This window comes from Micromonospora sp. NPDC005197 (assembly GCF_040608295.1).
Classification (GTDB): Bacteria; Actinomycetota; Actinomycetes; order Mycobacteriales; family Micromonosporaceae; genus Micromonospora.
In genome coordinates, this window is sequence record NZ_JBEXHY010000060.1 from 1 (window position 1) to 16,709 (window position 16,709).

General features: G+C 73.3%; 14 protein-coding genes. 4 read left to right on the plus strand and 10 right to left on the minus strand.

What is annotated here, in order from left to right:
- Window positions 1–65: 65 nt before the first annotated feature.
- Together ABZU46_RS19580 and ABZU46_RS19585 are read right to left on the minus strand one after the other, a co-directional pair.
- Window positions 66–965 carry a TIGR01777 family oxidoreductase gene (locus ABZU46_RS19580; RefSeq protein ID WP_354859722.1) on the minus strand — a complete coding sequence of 300 codons (900 nt, stop codon included), beginning with the start codon at window positions 963–965 and terminating at the stop codon, window positions 66–68.
- 145 nt (window positions 966–1,110) lie between these two features.
- Window positions 1,111–2,100, minus strand: coding sequence for an aldo/keto reductase (locus ABZU46_RS19585; protein WP_354859726.1), 990 nt, complete (start codon window positions 2,098–2,100; stop codon window positions 1,111–1,113).
- A gap of 60 nt (window positions 2,101–2,160) precedes the next feature.
- Here ABZU46_RS19585 and ABZU46_RS19590 point away from each other — a divergent pair, with 60 nt between their 5' ends.
- Window positions 2,161–2,607 (plus strand): MerR family transcriptional regulator, encoded by a 447-nt coding sequence (locus tag ABZU46_RS19590; protein WP_354859728.1) that lies wholly within the window; start codon window positions 2,161–2,163, stop codon window positions 2,605–2,607.
- On the opposite strand, the gene ABZU46_RS19595 is transcribed toward ABZU46_RS19590, so the two are convergent.
- Window positions 2,549–3,079 (minus strand): hemerythrin domain-containing protein, encoded by a 531-nt coding sequence (locus ABZU46_RS19595; protein ID WP_354859772.1) that lies wholly within the window; start codon window positions 3,077–3,079, stop codon window positions 2,549–2,551. The two genes, ABZU46_RS19590 and ABZU46_RS19595, sit on opposite strands and share 59 nt — an antisense overlap.
- A gap of 47 nt (window positions 3,080–3,126) precedes the next feature.
- Window positions 3,127–4,470: a low temperature requirement protein A gene (locus ABZU46_RS19600; protein ID WP_354859731.1), complete on the minus strand. Its 1,344-nt coding sequence runs from the start codon at window positions 4,468–4,470 to the stop codon at window positions 3,127–3,129.
- Window positions 4,471–4,710: 240 nt separating this feature from the next.
- Between ABZU46_RS19600 and ABZU46_RS19605 the strand changes: the two genes are divergently transcribed.
- Window positions 4,711–5,646: an SDR family NAD(P)-dependent oxidoreductase gene (locus ABZU46_RS19605; protein ID WP_354859734.1), complete on the plus strand. Its 936-nt coding sequence runs from the start codon at window positions 4,711–4,713 to the stop codon at window positions 5,644–5,646.
- Between the two features lie 63 nt (window positions 5,647–5,709).
- Here ABZU46_RS19605 and sucB read toward each other — a convergent pair whose 3' ends face one another.
- Both sucB and lpdA read right to left on the minus strand, forming a co-directional pair.
- On the minus strand, window positions 5,710–7,536 hold the full coding sequence (gene sucB, locus ABZU46_RS19610) for a 2-oxoglutarate dehydrogenase, E2 component, dihydrolipoamide succinyltransferase (protein ID WP_354859736.1): 1,827 nt from the start codon (window positions 7,534–7,536) through the stop codon (window positions 5,710–5,712).
- Window positions 7,537–7,603: 67 nt separating this feature from the next.
- Window positions 7,604–8,995 (minus strand): dihydrolipoyl dehydrogenase, encoded by a 1,392-nt coding sequence (lpdA, locus tag ABZU46_RS19615; protein ID WP_354859738.1) that lies wholly within the window; start codon window positions 8,993–8,995, stop codon window positions 7,604–7,606.
- A gap of 178 nt (window positions 8,996–9,173) precedes the next feature.
- Between lpdA and ABZU46_RS19620 the strand changes: the two genes are divergently transcribed.
- Entirely contained in the window at window positions 9,174–9,503 is a 330-nt protein-coding gene (locus ABZU46_RS19620; protein WP_354859740.1) for a hypothetical protein, read from the plus strand.
- A 43-nt stretch (window positions 9,504–9,546) separates the two neighbouring features.
- On the opposite strand, the gene ABZU46_RS19625 is transcribed toward ABZU46_RS19620, so the two are convergent.
- Window positions 9,547–11,121 (minus strand): leucyl aminopeptidase, encoded by a 1,575-nt coding sequence (locus tag ABZU46_RS19625; RefSeq protein ID WP_354859743.1) that lies wholly within the window; start codon window positions 11,119–11,121, stop codon window positions 9,547–9,549.
- Between the two features lie 162 nt (window positions 11,122–11,283).
- Here ABZU46_RS19625 and gcvT point away from each other — a divergent pair, with 162 nt between their 5' ends.
- Window positions 11,284–12,426: a glycine cleavage system aminomethyltransferase GcvT gene (gene gcvT, locus ABZU46_RS19630; RefSeq protein ID WP_354859746.1), complete on the plus strand. Its 1,143-nt coding sequence runs from the start codon at window positions 11,284–11,286 to the stop codon at window positions 12,424–12,426.
- Window positions 12,427–12,582: 156 nt separating this feature from the next.
- Here gcvT and ABZU46_RS19635 read toward each other — a convergent pair whose 3' ends face one another.
- From ABZU46_RS19635 to ABZU46_RS19645, 3 genes are all read right to left on the minus strand, one after another.
- Entirely contained in the window at window positions 12,583–13,881 is a 1,299-nt protein-coding gene (locus tag ABZU46_RS19635) for a DUF2314 domain-containing protein (protein WP_354859749.1), read from the minus strand.
- 66 nt (window positions 13,882–13,947) lie between these two features.
- Window positions 13,948–14,721, minus strand: coding sequence for an adenosylcobinamide-GDP ribazoletransferase (locus ABZU46_RS19640; protein ID WP_354859751.1), 774 nt, complete (start codon window positions 14,719–14,721; stop codon window positions 13,948–13,950).
- Window positions 14,711–16,681 carry a bifunctional adenosylcobinamide kinase/adenosylcobinamide-phosphate guanylyltransferase gene (locus ABZU46_RS19645; protein WP_354859753.1) on the minus strand — a complete coding sequence of 657 codons (1,971 nt, stop codon included), beginning with the start codon at window positions 16,679–16,681 and terminating at the stop codon, window positions 14,711–14,713. Before ABZU46_RS19645 ends, ABZU46_RS19640 begins: the two co-directional genes overlap by 11 nt.
- Window positions 16,682–16,709: the final 28 nt, after the last annotated feature.

Genomic DNA, 16,709 nt, shown 5'->3' on the forward strand with positions numbered 1-16,709 from the left:
TTATATTTATGTTATTGCCACGACACGCCGAGGCGAGTGGCAATAACTTCATGATCAACGCGGGTCTATGCGGTCAGGGCCGCCTGGAGGGCTTGCGGGAGGGTGGGGTGGTGGTACGGGTAGTTGGCCTTGGTCAGGACTCCGGGGTGGACTCTCGTGCTGGTCAGGGCCTCGTGGGCGAAGCCGCCGAGCGCCACCTTCAGGGCCAGGGCGGGGATCGGGATGATCGCCGGCCGGTGCAGCTGCCGGGCCAGCTCCCGGGTGAACTCGGCGTTGGTCACCGGATGCGGCCCCACCACGTTGACCGGGCCGGCGATCTCGTCGTGGGCCAGCAGGAAGACTGTCGCGTCCAGCCAGTCGGCCATCGAGATCCACGGCAGCCACTGCCGGCCACTGCCCAGTCGCCCGGCGATCCCCAGTTTGAACGGCAGCAACTGCGGCTTGAGCAGCCCGCCGTCGCGGTGCAGGGGCAGGCCGGTGCGCAGTCGCACCACGCGTACGCCGGCGTCCTCGGCCGGACGGGTCGCGGCCTCCCACACCCGGCAGACGTCGGCCAGGAAACCCTCGCCGGCGGGCGCGTCCTCCTCGACGACCCGGTCGCCCGTGTTGCCGTACCAGCCGACGGCCGACGAGTTGAGCAGAGCTCGGGGACGGTCGGCGGCCGGCAGCCCGGCGATCGTCGTCGCGAGCGTGCTGCTGCTGTCCACCCGGCTGGTGCGGATGAGCCGCCGGTAGTCGTCGTTCCAGCGCTTGTCGCCGACGCCCGCGCCGGCCAGGTTGATGACGGCGTCCGCCCCGGCGACCGCAGCCGGGTCGAGATGGCCGGCCGCCGGGTCCCACTGCCGCTCCCGCGGGTCGCGCGCCGGTCGGCGCACCAGCCGGGTGACCTCGTGCCCGTCGGCGGCGAGCCGGTCGCCCAGCCGGGTGCCGAGAAAGCCGGACGCGCCGGCCAGAAGGATCCGCATGCCCTTATCTTCGTCGAAAACGCCACCCCCGGATGCGCCCTGGCCCCACTCCTCGCCGATCTTGCACTTGGTGTCGTCGTTATGTCGGGCGAGGCCCGATTCGTCGCCACCGAAAGTGCAAGATCGACGAGCTTGGGGGAGCGGGTCAGCCGTGGCGGAGGTCTTTGAGGAGGCCTTCTACCTCGGCGTACGCCTCCGGGGGGAGCGGGCCCAGGGTCAGGGTTGCCAGGTTTTCGTCGGCCTGGGCCACCGTGCGGAGGCCGGGGATCGGCACCGTGCGCGGGCTGCGGGCCAGCAGCCAGCCGAGCGCGCCCTGCGCGAGGGTCCGCCCGTCCGCGGTGAGCGCCGCGCGGACCTGCTCGACCCGTGCCGCCCACCGTGGCGTGGGCCGGCCGTCGGTGAACCACTGCAACCACTCGGGCGCGCGACCGCGCACGTCGTCCGCGCCGAGCGCGCGGGTCGACCCGGTGAGCAGGCCCATCGCCAGCGGCCCCCGGTTGAGGCTGGCCAGGTCGTGGCGGTCACAGACGGCGAGGACCGCCGCGTTGTCGCTCAGCACCGACTCGTCGTGCTGAATGGCGACGCAGCGCGCCCCGGCCGCCGCGAACGCCTCCGCCGAGGCCGGGTTGTCGGTGCTCCAGCCGTACGCCCGGATCTTGCCCTGGTCGACCAGGTCCTCCAGGGTGCCGACCAGGTCGAGCGCGGCGGGCACCGGCAGGTCGTTGATGTGCAGTTGGTAGAGGTCCACGTGGTCGGTGCCGAGCCGCCGCAGCGAGTCCTCCAGGCTGCGCACGGCGAACGCCGGGCTGGCGTCGGTGCCGAGTGCCCGCCGGGTGGCCTCGTCGCTGACGTTGCCGAACTTGGTGGCGATCACCGCCTCGGCCCGGCGACCCGCCAGGGCCCGACCGAGGACGCGCTCGCTGTGCCCGGCGCCGTAGTTGCTGGCCGTGTCGAACAGGGTCACCCCGAGATCGAGAGCGCGGTGGATGGTACGGATCGACTCGTCGTCGTCCACCTCTCCCCAACCGAACGGCTGGCCGTCGTCACCCCAGAGCGGGCCGCCGATCGCCCAGCACCCCATCCCGATCGCGCTCACCTCGATGCCGCTGCGTCCCAGCGTTCGTGTCGTCGTCATGCGGACCAGCCTCCAACCTGGAGTGCGCTCCAGGTCAAGGGGTGGCTACCATGCCGAGACATGACCGGTTACGCCCCCGCGGAGGCCGCCCGGCGCAGCGGCTTCAGCCTGGACACGCTGCGGTACTACGAGAAGATCGGCCTGCTGGCCGACGTGGGTCGCACGGCGGGCGGCCGGCGCGTCTTCACCGACGACGACCTGAGCTGGCTGGTGCTGTTCCGCTGCCTGCGCGACACCGGGATGCCGATCGCCCAGATGTGCCGGTACGCGGCCCTGGCCCGCGAGGGTGAGCACACCGTCGACGAGCGGCGCGAGCTGCTGCAACGACACGCGGCGCAGGTCGAGGAGCAGATGCGCCTGCTCCAGCGCCAGTACGACCACCTCCGGGAGAAGATCCGCTTCTACGAGCGCCTGCCCGGCCCGGGCACATCCGGCGAGGACCGGGCCGTCACGCGGCCGGCGGGGTCAGGCCGAGGAGGTCCTCGGTCGTCCCGGGCCGGCCGGTGAGCGCGTTGAGCACGGTGACGAGCCGTTTCTCCTCGTACCGGAAGTGCGACTCCAGCAGCGCGGCCAGCCCGTCCAGCTCGGCGCGTACCTGGGCGGTCGGCAGCGGCCGGTCGTCGCCCAGCACCTGCTCGATCCGCCCGAGGATCCCCGCCACCACCTCGTGGTCGGCGATCAGGTTGGCCAGGACCGGGCGCAGCTCGGGAACCTCGTCGGCCAGGACCCGGAACGCCCCGGCGTCCTCACCGGTGTGGTGGCGGCCGAGCGCGGCGCAGAAGGTCAGACAGTGGGCCCGCAGGTCCCGCGACGGGCGGGCGTCGCCGGTGGGGGAGTCGCCGAGGTCGGCCCGCAGGCGGGCCAGCTCCACGCCGAGCCAGAGGTGGATCTCGATCATCTGATTGCCGACGGCGGCGAGCCGGTCGGCGGGTGAACTGGTCGGGTGCACGTTCGTCCCATGCGGTCCCCACGCCTCCATGCCCACGGCGGCCTTCGTGCCGGGTGCACCGCGACGCTGACCGCAGTCTAGCGTTCCGGTGTGCCTGGCTCGTCGGGCTCCGGGGGGTCGTGCCAGCGGGCCCGCCAGGCGGCCTCGTTGGCCTCGTGCGTCGTCCGTTCCTCGAACACGGCGGCCCGCAGCGCGTGCCGGGAGCCCGACATCACCAGCACCTCCACGGCCACCAGTCCGACGCAGATCACGGTGGCGAGAGCGAGCGCGCCCAGGGCCGGCAGGTGCTGGCCGACCGGCAGGGCGACCGTCAGCACCACGATCACGCCGACGCGGGTCCACGTGGCGGTGTGCAGGGTGCGGAGCTGGAACAGCATGTTGACGGCGAAATAGAAGATCAACCCACCGAAGAGCATGGGTACGGCGGGTCCCTCGATCCGTTGGGCGGGCCCGCCGGCCGGGTCGGTGACCTGGTGCAGGATCTCCTCGCTGCCGATGGAGAAGAGGATCACGGCGGCGATCATCGGTAGGTACAGGTACGCGTACGCGTCGCGGGCCATCGCCACGCGCGGGCCGCCCTCCGCCGCGTGCAGGGCGATCCGGGCGGCCGGCCCGACGAAGTCGAAGTGCGCCCACCACAGCGCGGCGGTGAGCACGATGCCGAGCGCGGCGGCCGCCACCGCAGGCCAGGTGACCGGTTGGCCGAGCAGGTTGCCGCCCACGCCCACGGAGATCACCGACTCGCCCAGCGCGATGATCAGGATGAGGTCGTAGCGTTCGGTCCAGTGTTCGGCGCTGGTCACCCCCCAGCCCCAGGTGCCGACAATGAAGCCGGTGGCGAACTGGACCACCACCACGGTGATCCACAGGCCGTCGCGGACCAGCGCGGCCCGGCTGGGGTCGCCGATCAGGGGCGGGAGGAGCGCGGCGGCCAGCAGCAGGACGATGCTAGCCGCCAACTCCGGCGCGAACCGGCGAAGCTGCCGGCGCTCCTGCGGGGTGTCGCGCACCACGTGCTGATACAGGATCCAGTGGATGCCGCGGACCACGACGTAGCTGATGGCCACCAGCATCGGGCCGGCGGCGCCCGCCTTCGGGTCGCTGAACGCCTGCGGCAGCGCGAGCGCGAACGAGAACAGGGCGGCCATCGCGATGACCATCAGCACCGGGACGTAGCCCTCGCCGAGGCGGACGCGGGTGGCGACCAGGCTGTGCACCACCCAGCACCACCAGAGCACGGCGAGCACCAGGCTGGCGTGCAGCAGCTGCCGGCCGGAGACGTTCGCGGCGGTGGCCCGGGTGATGATGAAGAACGAGAAGACGAAGACCAGGTCGAAGAAGACCTCGAACTTGTCCACCCGGGCGCCGGGGGCGATCGGGACGGCTGGTCCCAGTTGTCCACCCCGCCGGTAGCCGCCCACGGTCCCACTCTGGCAGCGTCCGGCCTGCTCGGAGGACGGAACGGGTCAGCCCGCGTCGCGGGACCGCAGACCGTCCATCAGCAGGTCGAGCAGCCGGTTACCTCCGGTCCGGGACGGGAAGACGCCTGGACCGCGGCCTGAGGCAGCCGTTCGCGGTTGCGCAGCGCGTCCGCCCGCACCGGGCGGGGGCTGGTTACCGGCGGGCCGACCGGCCCGCCCCACCCGGGACAAGGATGGATCATGACGACGAGCAACCCGATCACCACGTCGTTCGCCCATGACTCCACGGCCATGGACGTGATCCGGGGCGTGGACCTCGTCGGCCGGCGGGCGGTCGTCACCGGCGGATCGTCCGGCATCGGCGTGGAGACCGCCCGTGCCCTGGCCAGCGCCGGCGCGGAGGTCACCCTGGCCGTCCGCAACCCCGACGCCGGCCAGAAGGCCGCCGACGACATCACCGGCACCACCGGAAACGACCACGTCCTGATCGCCCCGCTCGACCTCGCCGACCAGGACTCGATCGCCGACTTCGTGGCCAACTGGGACGGCCCGCTGCACATCCTGGTCAACAACGCCGGCATCATGGCCGCGCCCCTGAGCCGCACCCCGCAGGGCTGGGAGATGCAGTTCGCCACCAACCACCTCGGGCACTTCGCGCTCGCCACCGGGCTGCGCCCGGCGCTCGCCGCCGCCGACGGGGCCCGGATCGTCTCGGTCAGCTCCGCCGCCCACCTGCGCTCGCCGGTGGTCTTCGACGACATCCAGTACGACCGCCGCGAGTACGAGCCGTGGCAGGCGTACGGGCAGTCGAAGACGGCGAACGTGCTCTTCGCCGTGGAGGCGACCCGCCGCTGGGCCGACGACGGCATCTTCACCAACTCGCTGATGCCCGGCGCGATCCGCACCAACCTCCAGCGCTACGTCAGCGAGGAGGAGCTGAACCGGTTGCGCGCGGGCAACGCGGCGGCGTGGAAGACCGTCGAACAGGGTGCCGCCACGTCGGTGCTGGTCGCCGCGTCGCCACTGCTCGACGGCGTGGGTGGGCGCTACTTCGAGGACTGCCAGCAGGCAGCCCCCGCCCGGCCCGGCGGGCGCACGGGCGTCGCGGAGTACGCGCTGGACCCGGAGGCCGCCGAGCGGCTCTGGCAGGTCTCGACCGAACTGCTCAAGAGTTGAGCGACGCGAACGAAAGGGCGCCCCGGTCGACGACCGGGGCGCCCTTTCGGCGTTGGCGTGGGATCAGGCCAGGCCCAGCTCCGACTCGAAGTTGCCGGCCTCCAGCCGCTCCTTGACCGCGGTCAGGAAGCGCGCCGCGTCGGCGCCGTCGATCAGCCGGTGGTCGTAGGACATGGCCAGGTAGACCATCGACCGGACCGCGACGACCTCGCCCAGCTCCGGGTCGTTGACCACGACCGGCCGCTTGACCACGGCACCCGTGCCGAGCATCGCCGACTGCGGCGACGGCACGATCGGGGTGTCGAAGAGCGCGCCCCGGCTGCCCGTGTTGGTCAGCGTGAAGGTCGCCCCGGCCAGCTCGTCCGGGCTGACCTTGTTGGTCCGGGTCCGCTCGGCCAGGTCCGCGACCCGCTTGGCGATGCCGCCCAGGTTGAGGTCGCCGGCGTTGTGGATGACCGGCGTCAGCAGGCCCCGCTCGGTGTCCACCGCGATGCCGAGGTGCTCCGCCTCCGGGTAGGTGATCGTGCCACCTTCAAGGTCCATCCGGGCGTTGACGATCGGGTACGTCTGGAGCGCCTCGACGGCGGCGAGGGCGAAGAACGGCAGGAAGGACAGCTTCACGCCGTGCCGCTGCACGAAGGAGTCCTTCGCCTGTGCCCGCAGCTTGGCGACCCGGGTGACGTCCACCTCGACCACAGTGGTGAGCTGCGCCATCTCGTGCAGCGACTCGTGCAACCGCTTGGCGATGGCCTTGCGGATCCGGGGGAGCTTCTCCGTGGTGCCCCGCTTGCCGCTCGGCTGCGGCTTCGCGGCCGGCGCGGTGGCGGCCGGCTGTGCCGCCGGAGCCGGCGCGGCCTTGGCGGCCTTCGCCTTCTCGGCCGCGTCGAGGACGTCCTGCTTGCGGATCCGGCCACCCACGCCGGTGCCGTTGAGCGAGCCCAGGTCGACGCCGTGCTCGCTGGCCAGCTTGCGGACCAGCGGGGTGACGTACCCGGCGGTCTCCTCGCCGCCACCCGGCGCCGGGGCGGACGGGCGCTGCGGCGCGGCGGTCGGCCCGGACGGCTGAGCCGCCTGCTCGGCCTGCGCCGGCTGCGCCGAGGTCTCCGCCTCGGCGGCCGGCTCGTTGTACGACATGCCCGGGGTGGGCTCCTCGACCTTCGGCTCCGGCTTCGGCTCGGCCTTCGGCGCCGGCTCGGCCTCCGCCTTCGGCTCGGGCTTCGGCTCGGGCTTGGCCTGAGCGGGGGCCCCACCGGCGACGCCGATGATCGCCAGGTCGGCGCCGACGTCGGCGGTCTCGTCCTCGGCGACCTTGATCTCCAGCACCGTGCCGGCGACCGGCGACGGGATCTCCGTGTCCACCTTGTCGGTGGAGACCTCCAGCAGCGGCTCGTCCACCTCGATGGTGTCGCCGACCTGCTTGAGCCAGCGGGTGACCGTACCCTCGGTGACGCTCTCACCCAGGGCCGGCATCTTCACCGCGGTGCCCTCGCCCGACGGCGCGGCGGCCGGAGCCGGCGTCTCGGCCGGGGTCTGGTCCTGCGTCACCTCGTCGGCGGTGCCCTCGGCGGCGGCCGTCGGCTCGGCGGCCGGCTCCGCCGACTCGGCCGGGGCCTGCTCCTGACCGGCGGCCTCGCCGCCACCGGTCGACTCGCCCTCACCGGCGATGACGGCCAACTCGCTACCGACCTCGGCGGTCTCGTCCTCGCCGACCACGATCCGGCTCAGCACGCCCGCCGCGGGCGACGGGATCTCGGTGTCGACCTTGTCGGTCGAGACCTCGAGCAGGGGCTCGTCGACCTCGACCGTGTCGCCCTCCTGCTTGAGCCAGCGCGTGACGGTGCCCTCGGTGACGCTCTCGCCGAGCCGGGGCATGGTGACCGATACCGGCATGTTCTCCAGACTCCTTCATTCCCCTTGGGGGATCTTCGCCCGTCGCCGGACGCCGCGGTTTGGGTGATCAGGCGTGCGCGTGCAGCGGCTTGCCGGCGAGAGCCAGGTGCGCCTCGCCCAGGGCCTCGTTCTGGGTCGGGTGGGCGTGCACGAGCTGGGCGACCTCGGCCGGGTAGGCCTCCCAGTTGTAGATGAGCTGCGCCTCACCGATCAGCTCACCCACCCGCGCGCCGACCATGTGGACGCCGACGACCGGGCCGTCCTCGACCCGGACCAGCTTCACGAAGCCGGTGGTCTTGAGGATCTGGCTCTTGCCGTTGCCGCCGAGCGAGTAGTTGTACGCCTGGACCTTGTCGGCCCCGTACTGCTCCTTGGCCTTCGCCTCGGTCAGGCCCACCGACGCCAGCTCCGGGTCGCAGTAGGTGACCCGCGGGATGCCGACCTCGTCGATGACGGCCGGGGTCTGCCCGGCGATCTCCTCGGCGACGAAGATGCCCTGCTGGAAGCCCCGGTGCGCGAGCTGGAGGCCCGGCACGATGTCGCCGACGGCGTAGACGTTCGGCACGCTGGTGCGCAGCCGCTCGTCGGTCAGCACGTAGCCGCGGTCCATCGTGACGCCCTGCTCCTCGTACCCGAGGTTGGCGGTGTTCGGGCCGCGACCGACGGCGACCAGCAGCAGCTCCGCCTCGACGGTCTCGCCGCCGGAGATGGTCAGCTTGACGCCGTTCTCGGTCTTCTCGACCTTCTCGAACGGCTTGCCGACCTTGAAGTTGATCTTCCGCTTGCGGAACGCCCGCTCCAAAGCCTTGGACGACTCCTCGTCCTCGGCGGCCACCAGCCGAGGCAGCGCCTCGACGATCGTCACGTCCGCGCCGAAGGACTTCCACACACTGGCGAACTCGACGCCGATCACACCGCCGCCGAGGACGATCACCGACGAGGGGACCCGGTCCAGGGTCAGCGCGTGGTCGCTCGTGATGATCCGCTCGCCGTCGACCTCCAGGCCGGGCAGGCTCTTGGCGTACGAGCCGGAGGCCAGGACGATGTTGCGGCCGGTGTAGAGCTTGCCGTCCACCTCGACCACGTTCTTGCCGACCAGCTTTCCGGCGCCGGCCACGAAGGTGATGTTCTTCGAACCGCCCACCAGACCCTGCAGACCCTTGTACAGCCGGGAGATCACGCCGTCCTTGTACGAGTTGACGCCGGCCATGTCGACGCCGACCAGCTCGGCCTTCACACCGAACTGCTCCGACTCGCGGGTCTGGTCGGCGATCTCCGCCGCGTGCAGCAGCGCCTTGGTCGGGATGCAGCCGTTGTGCAGGCAGGTCCCGCCGAGCTTGCCCTTTTCGATCAGCGCGACGGACAGGTCCAGCTGGGCGGCGCGCAGCGCCGCCGCGTAGCCGCCGCTGCCACCTCCGAGGATGACGATGTCGAAGGTCGCTTCGTTCGGCTCGCTCACGTCCAACTCCCAGGTCGCGTCACTGCATCGGGGGTCACGGAGGGGTAACACGGACACACCCCACCTCGGTCATCTTGTCACCACCGGGCACAGGGTGCGTAGTGAGGTGCCCAACGACACGTCATCGACACGTACCCTTGGCACCGTTGTCGATGACATGACGTGGGGGAGCGGTTCGGTGGGGTTGTTCCGGCGCCGGAAGCAGGCGCGTGTGCTGAGCCACGACCGCGCGGCCGATCCCGGCGATCTGGACCATCTCGCGAACTTCATCCGCAGCCGGCGCGGCGTCGAGGCGTTCATCGAGCCCCGGACGACGGTCACCCAGACCACAGTCATCCTGATCGCCGACGACGGGGAGTGGACGCGCCGCCGCATCGACGGCCCGGACGGCGCGCGGCGCTTCGCGTACCGGATGGGCATCCCGGTGTACGACGTCCGGCTGATGGGCTACCCGCAGCGGATGCGCGACTTCAACGAGCGCCGCAAGCGCCGACCCGACCAGTACTGAAATGCCGAGGGGCCCCGGAAGGGGCCCCTCGGCATTACGTCCGTCAGCCGTTGGCGGCGACGTCCTCGACCAGCTGGACGAGCGTGCGGACCGGCACGCCGGTGCCGCCCTTGGTCCAGTAGCCGGTCGGCTCGCCCGAGTGGTAGCCCGGCCCGGCGATGTCGATGTGCGCCCACGCCACGTCGTCGGCCACGAACTCGCGCAGGAACACGCCGCCCTGCAGCATGTGCCCGGCCCGGTCCATCCCGGCGTTGACCTGCGAGATGTCCGCCACGTCGGAGTCCATGCCCTTGCGCACGTCGTCCGGCAGCGGCATCGGCCAGGCCGGCTCGCCGACCGCGTCGCCGACCGTCCGGACCCGCTCGCACAGCTCGGGGGTGCCCATCACGCCGGCCACCCGCTTGCCCAGCGCGATCACCTGACCGCCGGTCAGGGTGGAGGTCTCGAACAGGTAGTCGGTGCCGTCGGCGCACGCGCGGGCGATGGCGTCGGCCAGGACCATGCGGCCCTCGGCGTCGGTGTTGAGCACCTCCACCTTCTTGCCGCTGAACATGCTGATCACGTCGCCCGGCCGGTAGCTGGTGCCCGACGGCATGTTCTCGGCCATCGGCAGGTACGCGCTGACCGCCACCGCCGGCTTCAGCGCCGCGATCGCCAGCATGGCCGCGCCCACCGCGGCGGCGCCCGCCATGTCGGACTTCATCTCCCACATGCCCTGCGCCGGCTTGATCGAAATGCCACCGGTGTCGAAGGTGATCCCCTTGCCGACCAGCGCGACCCGCTTGCCGTTGCCGCCGTCCTGCGGCGTGTAGGTGAGCTTCACCAGTCGCGGCGGGGCCTCCGAGCCCTGCCCGACCGCGATGATGCCGCCGTACCCGCCCGCGGCCAGCGCCGCCTCGTCCAGCACCTCGACGCCGAGGCCCGCGTCGCGGGCGGCGGCGGCCACGGCGTCGGCGAACGACGGGGGCCGCAGCTCGTTCGGAGCGGTGTTCACCCAGTCCCGGCTGAGCCGGACCGCGCCGGCGACTGCCTGCGCTCGGGTGATCTCCGCCTGGGCGGCCGGCTCAGCGGCGTCCGGAACGGCGATCAGCACGTCGGCCACCGGCTCCCGCCGGGTCGGCTGCGGACGGGTCTTGTAGCCGGCGAACCGGTACCCGCCGAGCAGCGCGCCCTCGGCGACCGCGCGCAGCGCGTCCGGCGCGTCCGCGTCGTCGGGCAGCGGCATGCTCAGCGCCACCTTCGGCGCACCCGCCAGGGCCCGGACCGCCGCGCCGGCGGCGCGGCGCAGCGTCTCCGGTGCCGGGGCGGCGCCCGTCGGCTCCGGGCCGAGCCCGACCGCGACGACCAGCGGGGCGGTGACGGTGCCCAGCGTGGCCAGCTTGATGACCTCACCCGCCCCACCGGTCGCGCCGAGCAGCGCGAGGGTCTCGGTCAGCTTGCCGTCGAAGGCGACGGCGATGCTCTCCGCGCCGCTGGCGAGCAGCAGGTTGCCGGCGAGGCCGCTGGTGGCGCCCTGCTCTCCGGTCTGGCTGTGCACGCCGATCACGATCGCGTCGACGGCGAGCTCGGCCGGGTCGGTGTCGACCAGGCTCAGGTTGGTGGTGCGGGGTGATGTCACTGAAGCTACTCCGGGCGGGCCGGGCCGGTCGCGGCGTCGCGTACCAGCGGTGAAGGTCTCCGGCGGAACCTACCCGCCGGACGTCAGGGCTGTCCCGTCGATCACACCAACGGGGTCCCGCCGATGCTAACCAGCGGCGTTACCCCCGGTAAGTTGCCACCCATGACCGACGTGACCTCCGACGCCGCCGCGACCCGGCTGCGTCGTTCCCCGCTGCACGAGCGGCACACCGCCGCCGGCGCCAAGTTCGCCCCCTTCGGGGGCTGGGAGATGCCGCTGGAGTACGCCGGCGGCGGGGTGCTCAAGGAGCACGCCGCGGTGCGTACGGCGGTGGGGGTCTTCGACGTGTCGCACCTGGGCAAGGTTCGGGTGGCCGGCCCCGGCGCGGCCGACTTCGTCAACTCCTGCCTCAGCAACGACCTGCGCCGCATCGGGCCCGGCCGAGCGCAGTACACGCTGTGCTGCGACGACGCCACCGGCGGCGTTGTGGACGACATCATCGCCTACCTGTACGCCGAGGACCACGTCTTCCTCATCCCGAACGCCGCGAACACCGCCGAGGTGGTGCGCCGGCTGCGCGCCGCCGCCCCGGAGCGGATCACCATCACCGACGAGCACGAGGCGTACGCGGTGCTGGCCGTGCAGGGCCCCCGCTCGGGCGAACTGCTCGCCGCTCTCGACCTGCCCACCGAGCACGGCTACATGAGCTTCGACGCCGCCAGCTTCACCGACAGCCTCGCCGAGGTGGAACTGACCGTCTGCCGTACCGGCTACACCGGCGAGCTGGGCTACGAGCTGGTCGTGCCGGCGGAGCACGCGGTGACCGTGTGGGACGCGCTGTTCGCCGCCGGCAAGGCGTTCGAGCTGCGCGCCTGCGGGCTGGCCGCCCGGGACACGCTGCGCACCGAGATGGGCTACCCGCTGCACGGTCAGGACCTCTCGCTGGACATCACCCCGGTGCAGGCCCGCTCGGGCTGGGCGGTCGGGTGGGACAAGCCGGCCTTCTGGGGTCGCGACGCGCTGCTCGCCGAGAAGGCCGCCGGCCCCCGACGTACGCTCCGCGGCCTGGTGGCCGTCGACCGCGCCATCCCGCGCCCCGGCATGACCCTGCACGTGGGCGACAAGCAGGTCGGCACGGTGACCAGCGGCACCTTCAGCCCGACCCGCAAGCAGGGCATCGCCCTGGCCCTGCTGGACACGGACGCCAACCTGGCCGACGGCGACGAGGTGCAGGTCGACATCCGAGGCCGCCAAGCCCCCCTGCGCCTCCAGAAACCCCCCTTCGTAACGCCCTCAACCCACTAACCCCACCCCACCCCCTCCCCACCCCGCCGCCCCGGGCCCCGACCTGGTTGATCATGAAGTTATTGCCACGACACGCCGATGCCGGTGGCAATAACTTCATGATCAACGCGGATGGGGCGGGAGCCGGAGGGGGTGGGGGAGCCGGAGGGGGTGGGGTTAGGGGGTTGGGGTGGTGGGGGGTTCGCCGGAGTCCAGGACTGCCTGGGTCCAGCCGCCTTCGATGACTCCGGTCGCGTTCAGGACCGCCCAGTCGACGACGTCGGTCGCCTCCACCACCACAGGGGCGCCGATGCGTACGCTCTCGTCGGTGTTGGCGTCGCTGGCGCTGACGCCGACGATCCGCTCCGGGGTCTCCCACGAGGTGACGCCCGCCCAGACGTACTCCGGGCCGTCGTCGCCCGGCAGGCCGTACTTGACGACCAGCTGCGACTCGGCCGGTAGCTGGCCGGCGACGAAGCGGGCCCGCGCGTCGCCCAGGGCGGCCCGGGCGGTGGCGACCGCGCTGCTCATCGCGTCACCGGAACGCGCGTAGCGCACGTCCGGCTGGATGCCGGAGAACAACGTCGCGCAGGCGGCTGCGTAGTAGCGCCCGTCCGGGCCGGGATGCCCGGCCGGCGGACGCAGGCTCAGGAACGAGTCGGCCTCCGGGTCGGTCGCCGGGTCCAGCTCCAGGCGCAGCAGCACCGGGGCCGTCGCGCCATGCTGCTCCGGGTTGCCGTACGCCACCGCGATGTCGTGCCCGGTCACCGTGGCCAGCACCGGCAGCTGCACGAACGCGGGCACCTCCTCGCCGGTGAGCCCGTCGGTCCAGTCCCGCAGCAGCCGCCGGGCCGCCCCGGTCATCACCGCACCCCAGGCGCGGGTCAGATGGTCGGGCACCCCCTGGGTCTGCAACTCCAGCAGACCGAAGCGCCGCAGCCCCTTCGTGGTGAACCACAGCCCCTCGGTGTCCGAGGAGTACGGCACCAGCACCCAGTCGATCAGCCGGATCCGGCCCTGCTCGTCGGGGAGTGAGCGCAGCGCGGTCGCCGGGTCGAGGAACTGGAGGCCGAAGACGTCCACCACGTCGCCGTCGACGGACTCCGCCACCGCCGCCGCCACCGCCCGGGCCGCCCACTCGTGCGCGGGCGGCCAGCCCGGCCGGTACTCCGCCTGGACCACGACCAGGTGTGTCGCCGCGGCCAGCCGGGCCAACTGCGCCTCGGTGGCGCCGAACGCGGTGAGCAGATCCGGCGGGAGCGCGGGGAACTCGGCGATCGGCCGGGTGTCCACGCTCATCAGCGGGCTGTCCAGCATCTGGCGGGCGAGCCCGTGCACCGGCTCGGCCAGTCGGCCGGTCAGCGCCGCCACCGCCGTCTTCGCGCTGACCTTCGGCAGCCCCGCCATCGGCACCAGGTAGGTCGCGCTGAGCGACTCCGGCACCGGTACGGGCAGGAAGTCGTCCGTGATGAGCATGTGGGTTCCCCCGGTGGCCGTGCCGGTGCTGTCGAGCCGAACGCTACCCGGCCGGCCGCGCCGGCTTCAGGCGGACAGCACCACACCGAGGTAGACCAGCGTGGTGACCACCTCGACGGTCGCGCCGAGCACGTCGCCGGTGATCCCGCCGAGCCGGCGTACCACGTGGGCCAGCAGCGCGACCGCGACGGCGAGCGCGGCGCCGACGGCGAGCGGCCCCTGCCACGGGCGGCCCGGCACCGCGGGCACCGCCAGCAGCACGACGGCGACCGCGCCGACGGCCAGCGCCACCGGGCCGACGGTTCCCGCCACCAGGGCCCCCAGCCCGTCCGGCCGGGCCGCGGGCACGCCCCGTCGGCACGCCACCGTCACACCCAGCCGCCCGGCCGCGGTGGCCGCCACCACCGCCGCGAGACACGCCGGCCAGGACCGGCCGGCCAGGTTGGCGAGCGCCGCGGCCTGCACCAGGAGTACGACCACCAGCGCGACCACGCCGAACGGTCCGACGTCCGGCTTCTTCATGATCTCCAGGGCGGCAGCCCCCCGCCGGTACGACCCGAGCGCGTCCACGGTGTCGGCCAGCCCGTCCAGGTGCAGCCCTCGGGTGAGCAGGGCGGCGGCGCCCACCGTCACGCCGGCGGCCACCAGCGGGGGAGCGAGCAGGCCGGTCAGCAGCAGGACGCCGCCCAGCAGCACGCCGAGCAGCGCGCCGACGGCCGGGGCGAGCGCCATCGCGGTACCCGCCACCGGGCGGTCGATCCGGCCGGCGCGTACCGGCAACGTGCTGAAGGTGGTGACCGCCAGCCGGGCTCCCGCGACGAGCCGCGACTCAGCCGGCACGCCAGCCCGACGCCGGCTGCTCGTCCGCCCCCGTGCGGGTGGGCCCCGGCCCGGCCGGCTCCGGCTCGGCGAACTCCGGGTCGGTGTAGTCGGGCCCGGTGTACGCCGGCTCGGCGTCGTCGGGCTCGGCGTCGTCGGGCTCCGGGTCGGCCTGCGGCTCGTCGGCCCGGTCCGCGTCGGCGTCGCCCGCCAGCGACGGGTGCACCGGCAGCGCGGCGGCCAGTGCCAGCACCGAGCGCAGCAGCGGCAGCGCGACCAGGGCGTTGGCGCCCTCGCCGAGGTCCAGCCGCAGGTCGAGCAGGGGCGTGAGGCCGAGCACGTCGGCGGCCAGCCGCACCGCGGGGTGCTGGCCGTGGTCGGCCAGCAGGCACCAGTGCCGCGCCTGCCCGGCCAGGTCACGGCTGACCATCCCGGCGGCCAGCCCGACCGGCCCGTCCAGCAGCACCGGCACCCGGCGGGCGGTGGCGCCCAGCAGCACGCCGGTGGCCACCGCCACATCGCCGCCGCCCAGCTCGGACAGCACGTCCTTCGCGCCGCGTGGCGAGCGGCGGGTGCGGTGCAGCGCGTCGCGCACCGCCGCGCAGCGGACCATCCAGGCCGCGTCGTCGATCTCACCGGAATCGGTGATCACCCGGCCCAGCACCGCCGGTGGTTCCGCGCCGGCCGTGGCCGCCAGCACCGCCGCCGCGGCCGCCTCGGTGCCGGCGCCGCACGCCCCCAGGACCAGCAGTTGTACGCCCGCGTCGGCGGCCTGCTCGGCCAGCCGCCAGCCGTAGCGCAGCGCCGACTCGACCTGCTCGCCGGTGAGCGCCGGCTGGGTCTCCATCGGCGCGGAGGCGGGGGTGTCCACCACCTGCAGGCTCGCGCCGCTCTCGGCGGCCAGCCGGGCCAGCGCACCCCGCCCGGCGCGGGCCTGTGCGGCCCGACGCGCCGACTCGCCCGCGACGGTGCCGGCCGACGCGCCACCGGCGTGGTCGCCGTTGAGCAGCAGCACCCGCACCGAACCCCAGGCGGCCGGCGTCGACGTGCCCTGGGTGGCGGCGGCGAAGCCGACCACCCGGTCCAGCACGCCCAGCCCGGCACCGGGTACGTCCAACGTGGCCAGCCGGTCCACCGCCTGCGGACCGGCGTAGTCGTCGGGCATCGGCAGCTCCATGCCCGGCTGGATGACCAGCCCGGTGGCCACCATCGGCAGCGCCATCGTCGGCGCGGCCCAGGGGTTGCCGGGCTCCTGGTTCGGGGCGACCGGCGGGGTGTGGGTCAGCACGTCCGGCAGTTGGACCTCGGGGGTGGGCTCGGCGTCGAGCAGGCTCGTGCCGGCCTGGAATGCGCCGGTCTGGCTCGCGGCCGGCGACACAGGGCTCGCCGACGCGCTCACGGTCGCGGCGGCGGCAGCAGCAACGGCGGTGGTGGGTGCCGGCTTCAGCCAGGCCGGTTGGCCCGCGACCACCAGCACCACTGCGTCGCAGGCATCGGCGACCGCGCGGTTGGCCGCGCCGAGCGCGTCGGTGAACGCCCGGCCCAGCGGGGTGGTCGGCACCAGCGACAGCCCCACCTCGGGGCTCACCAGCACCACCCGCGCCGCGCAGGTGCGGATCGCCTCGGCCAGCTCGGCGATCGTCGCCACGTCGTCGGCGGGCTGGTACTCCGGGTCGAGCAGCACGGTCACCCAGCCGCCCAGGTCGTCCACGAGAAGCGTCTCGTTGGGCTCGGCGGATTCGAGCACGTCCGCCAGCCGACGCGGCTCTCCGGCGGTCTCCTCGGTGGTCCAGCTGCCCGGCCGCCGGGCGCGGTGCGTCGCCAGCCGGGTCGCCCACTCGGTGTCCTCCGGGTCGCCCTCCGGCGCGGTGGCGATGTAGCGAACCACCGGCGCGTCGGCGACCAGGGACTCGGCGAACTCGGACTTGCCGGACCGGATACCGCCGAGCACCAGGACCGTGTTCCACCCGTCAACGGACATGTCCGTACCTTAGTTCTCATGCCCCGGG

Excerpts from the sequence above, each read along its gene's own strand:
- ABZU46_RS19580 (WP_354859722.1), bottom strand. The coding sequence starts at position 965 with ATGCGGATCCTTCTGGCCGGCGCGTCCGGCTTTCTCGGCACCCGGCTG.
- ABZU46_RS19585 (WP_354859726.1), bottom strand. The coding sequence starts at position 2,100 with ATGACGACGACACGAACGCTGGGACGCAGCGGCATCGAGGTGAGCGCG.
- ABZU46_RS19590 (WP_354859728.1), top strand. The coding sequence starts at position 2,161 with ATGACCGGTTACGCCCCCGCGGAGGCCGCCCGGCGCAGCGGCTTCAGC.
- ABZU46_RS19595 (WP_354859772.1), bottom strand. The coding sequence starts at position 3,079 with ATGGAGGCGTGGGGACCGCATGGGACGAACGTGCACCCGACCAGTTCA.
- ABZU46_RS19605 (WP_354859734.1), top strand. The coding sequence starts at position 4,711 with ATGACGACGAGCAACCCGATCACCACGTCGTTCGCCCATGACTCCACG.
- sucB (WP_354859736.1), bottom strand. The coding sequence starts at position 7,536 with ATGCCGGTATCGGTCACCATGCCCCGGCTCGGCGAGAGCGTCACCGAG.
- gcvT (WP_354859746.1), top strand. The coding sequence starts at position 11,284 with ATGACCGACGTGACCTCCGACGCCGCCGCGACCCGGCTGCGTCGTTCC.
- ABZU46_RS19635 (WP_354859749.1), bottom strand. The coding sequence starts at position 13,881 with ATGCTCATCACGGACGACTTCCTGCCCGTACCGGTGCCGGAGTCGCTC.
- ABZU46_RS19645 (WP_354859753.1), bottom strand. The coding sequence starts at position 16,681 with ATGTCCGTTGACGGGTGGAACACGGTCCTGGTGCTCGGCGGTATCCGG.